This is a genomic window from Pseudotenacibaculum sp. MALMAid0570 (assembly GCF_040151415.1).
Lineage (GTDB): Bacteria > Bacteroidota > Bacteroidia > Flavobacteriales > Flavobacteriaceae > Polaribacter.
Window position 1 is genome coordinate 1 of record NZ_JBDKWF010000034.1, and the last position, 4,206, is coordinate 4,206.

General features: G+C 34.5%; 3 protein-coding genes. All 3 read right to left on the bottom strand.

Annotated features, from left to right (window positions below; genetic code table 11):
* On the bottom strand, positions 1-2,834 hold a 2,834-nt coding region (locus AAON49_RS00210), incomplete at its 3' end, for an FIDD domain-containing protein (protein ID WP_502942871.1).
* Entirely contained in the window at positions 2,834-3,175 is a 342-nt protein-coding gene (locus AAON49_RS00215; protein WP_349551757.1) for a hypothetical protein, read from the bottom strand. The genes AAON49_RS00215 and AAON49_RS00210, both read right to left, overlap by 1 nt.
* A 137-nt stretch (positions 3,176-3,312) precedes the next feature.
* Positions 3,313-4,206, bottom strand: an 894-nt coding sequence (locus tag AAON49_RS00220; protein ID WP_349551759.1) for a T9SS type B sorting domain-containing protein, incomplete at its 5' end; no start/stop codon positions are given.

Below are 4,206 nucleotides of genomic sequence, written 5' to 3' on the forward strand. Positions count from 1 at the left end.
TAGGTGATTGTTAATTGTTGTGTTACAGGAAATAACGCACGTACTTCTGCCGTTACAGAGCTAAAGTCAAAAGTGGTTACTCCATCAGTATCATCATTATTGGCATTATCATTTCCATCGATGTCTAAGAAATCGTCACAAGCATTAAATGTACGTTGGAATGTAGCGGGTATTCCTGTTGTAGAAACAGTAAGCGTAACTTCAGCAATACGATAACAACCAAAAGAAGAGATTGCACGAGCCCAAACAGTATCTGTTGTTACAACTTGATTTGTGTAAGTTGTTGGGTTAGCAATAGGGTTTGTATTTGCTTGAGCATCAGCTAGAGTTTCATAAAAGATAAATGTCTCATTGATGTAATTGGTAGAGATATCTGTAGCAGCTTCATTAAGATTGAAGAAAGAGAACCCATCAGTATCATTATCACATTGTTTTAATTCTACTGTTGCTGAGATTGTTGGTAAAGGTCTAATATTAACAACAAAAGAAGTTCTATCTGTATAACAACCTGTAGCATTTTCTGTAACTCTTACATAAATCGTTTGTGCATTCGCAGTAGTATTTGTGTAAGGAGATATCAATGCGCTGGATCCACTAGTAGCATCTGCAGCAGTTTCATGATAAGTAACTGTATAATCAGCTGGATTTTGCCCCCCTAATATCGTAGCTGATTGTGACTCTAGATTGATACTTTGTATAAATCCATTAGTATCATCTCCATCATTGTTATCATCACAAATATCCATATCGTTAGCAGGACTTGCTATTGGAACATCTCCAACCAATAGAGTGATATGTGTACCAGTATATAAACAAGTATTATTGGCTGGATTCTCGACGCGAATAAAGATTTGCTGACTATTAGGTGAAATAATATTTCTATAATTACTAATGTTGGTAATTGAATTTACAGCATTATTTGCATCTGCTAATGATTCATAATAAGTAATATTCAACGTTTGCGATACAGGAAATAATGCAATAATATCGTTGGTTACTGAACTAAAATCAAAAGTAGTAATCCCATCTGTGTCATCGTTGTTAGTATTGTCGTTTCCATTAGTATCTCGATAATCATCACATTCGTTAAAAGTTCTTTGAAAGCTTACAGGAATTACTGTGTTTGTTACTTCTAAATTAATACGCGCAATTCTGAAACAACCATTAACTGTAATCACTCTTACCCAAACAGAATCATTTGTATCTACTGTATTTGTGTGATTGGTAGGGTTTAAAATCTCATTTGTATTATTGTTAGCGTCTGTTTCAGTAGGGAAGTACCTAAACGTTTCATTTGCAAAATCAGCTGAAATAGTAGGGTTAGCTAAAGTAAGATTAAAACTAGCCAATCCATCTTGATCTGTATCACATAGCTCTAATAAAACTGGTGAAGTAATTACAGGAAGCGGATTTACAGTTAAGTTAAATAAAGCACCTGTAGAAACTGTGAAACATCCAGTATTATTATTTGAAACACGTACAAAAATGGGTTGTGTATTTGCAGAGATGTTGGTGTAAGGATTTATCTTATCTATAGGATTTAAATTGTTGTCTGCATCATTTTGAGATTCAAAGTAAGCAACAGTATAATCGGCAGGATTTAAAGTGCCAAGAACCTCAGTATCTTTTGTTGAAAGAACAAAGCTTTGTACAATTCCATTTGTATCATCACCATCACCATTATCGTCACATAATTCGTAATCAGCAGGGTTTTGAAGTGTTGGATTAGGGTTTACCAATAAGTTAAAACTAGTAGTTGCAGATGTACATACATCTGGAGCAGCCGTAATAATTACTCGTGCAAAAATTTCATCAGCAGTAAAAGCAATATCATTGGTGTAATTATTAGGCAATGGATTCATATTAGCATCTGCATCAGCTTGTGAATTGTAAAAAACTACTTCAAAAATAGAAGTGTCTTGTCCATTTAGTAAGTCAGCTGCAAAAAGAGCTTGTAAATCGAAGGTAAAGAAGCCGTCTTCGGTTCCATCAGTATCACATTGTTCATAGGTGTTGGGAGTGATAGTTCCAATGGTGGGTTGTGGATGAAATGTAATCTGGACTTCATCTTCACCAGTACTACCTCCTGTATCAGTAACTTCTACTTTGTATATTCCTGAAACATCATTATTAATAACTAATGTGGCATTTGTCTCTCCAGGGATTTCAGTAAAACCTGAGCCAGTATCTACAAACCACTTATAAGTATCTGGGGTTCCCGTAGTTGGGGTTCCATCCAAAGTAACTTCTGTTCCTTCGCAGACATCTTGATCAGGTCCTAGATCACCAGCAACAATAGAACAATCTGTGCTACCTGTGCCTACACCGCCAGGATTGGTTTCATTCATTCTAATAAAACCATCTGCGCCGTCAAAATTTGTAATCAAAATAATATAATATCGACCACCTGCAGCACCATTAATGTTTAAAAGCTCAATAGGATCAGGAGCAAAACTACAGTCTACAGTATTTGCAGCATTTAAAAGAGCAAAATTACCTCCTTGAATTGTTTGTAATTGAGTTAAGTTGAAAGGTCCCCATGCTATAAAATCTACATCCAGTGGAGTCCCCGTAAAATCAGCTTGTGTATTTTGTTCAATTTCTAATGATAGGTTACCAGGTTGATCGATTCGAATAAAAAACCAAGCTGGATTAGGTTGACTCCCTAAACAACCATAATTTGGTCCTGCTTCAGCACTACTTCCATCAGATGTGTTTTGAAATAAAATTCCAGTATCTGAACAGAAAGGAGCAGCATCTCCAATGTTAGTGTTTTGAGCAACTGCTGTATACACAAATAGTATTGCTAGTAAAGAGAGTAATTTCTTTAGCATTAGTAGCGGTATTTTTTATAATCCTCTAATTGGAGTTTAATTCTTTTGTATTCTGAAAATTGTTCTCTGGTTAGAATCTTGTATACTTCTAGATCCAATAACTTAATTTGTTTATTGATTTCTCTAGTATCTTTTTTTTGTTCTAGGAGGGTTTTTAAGATAGCATTGTGCTTTTTCAGAATACTTTTAAATCCTTTGGTCTGATTGTTATTCAAGCCAAGTTTTTCAACATATTCTTTATGAATCTTATTGATATACTTTTTGTCATCAATTTCTTGTGCGTAGATGCTTGTCCATACAAACAAGCAGAAGAATAATGATAAAAGGGGTGTCTTAATCATAATACTCTGAATATTAGGTGCGCTAAGTTAGCAAAACATTCTATTATGTTAACGCATTGTTAAAGGTTTTATGATAATTGTTCAAAAAAAAATATGCATTTTGTGAAATGCATATTTTAATATCTGTTTTTTACTAATTATTTATTCCTTAATAGTGAAAAATTACCTTTTCTTTCACGCAGTATTCCATTTCTATCAATTAATCTGATAGAGAACCAATAATCATCAGATGGGAGTGTTTTTCCATTGAAAGTACCATTCCATCCAGGATTATCAATGTCAATTTTAGCGACTACTTTTCCAAACCTATTAAAGATGTGTATTTGCGAAGTAGGGAAGAAGCTAGAGTTAGCTCCTTTGATAGCCCATGTATCGTTAATACCATCGTTGTTAGGAGTAAAGAATTTAGGAAACTCTACAACTGATACATCTAAAGAAGCAATCCCACATCCGTTTTTATCTCTGACAAGTATTGTAAAGAAACCACCTTCAAGATTTTCAAAAAGAGGCTGATCTTGATATGGATGAGTGATGATTCCATTTTCATCCGTTAGCGCATACTCATAATCACCAATCCCTAAGTTGGTTGGGTCTATGCTAATGGAGTTGTTATCAGAATCATCTACAATAGTTACATCATTATCAGTAATTGTTGCAATGATTGATTCATTTACTTGTATTTCTCTGGTTCTGGTACACCCAGTTCCATTTGTAGTTGTAGCAGTTACGGTATACAATCCACCAGAAGTGATTGTAATTTGTGAACCTATACTATTGTTTCCAGAAGGATCGGTCCAAACATAATCATAGATTGCAGCAGGATTTTCTACACCAATGGTAAGTGGTGGACCATTAAGACAAACAATTTGAGGCGATGTTACTGTAAAGTCTGGTAGAGAGTTTATAATTACCTCAAAAGTAAAGTCATCATTAACACATCCAGTATCATCATTTGTCACACGTACATATATTGTTTGTTGATTAGCAATAGTATTTGCATACGGACTAGTTAGAGGATTAGCACCCGAGGT

Excerpts from the sequence above, each read along its gene's own strand:
- AAON49_RS00215 (WP_349551757.1), bottom strand. The coding sequence starts at position 3,175 with ATGATTAAGACACCCCTTTTATCATTATTCTTCTGCTTGTTTGTATGG.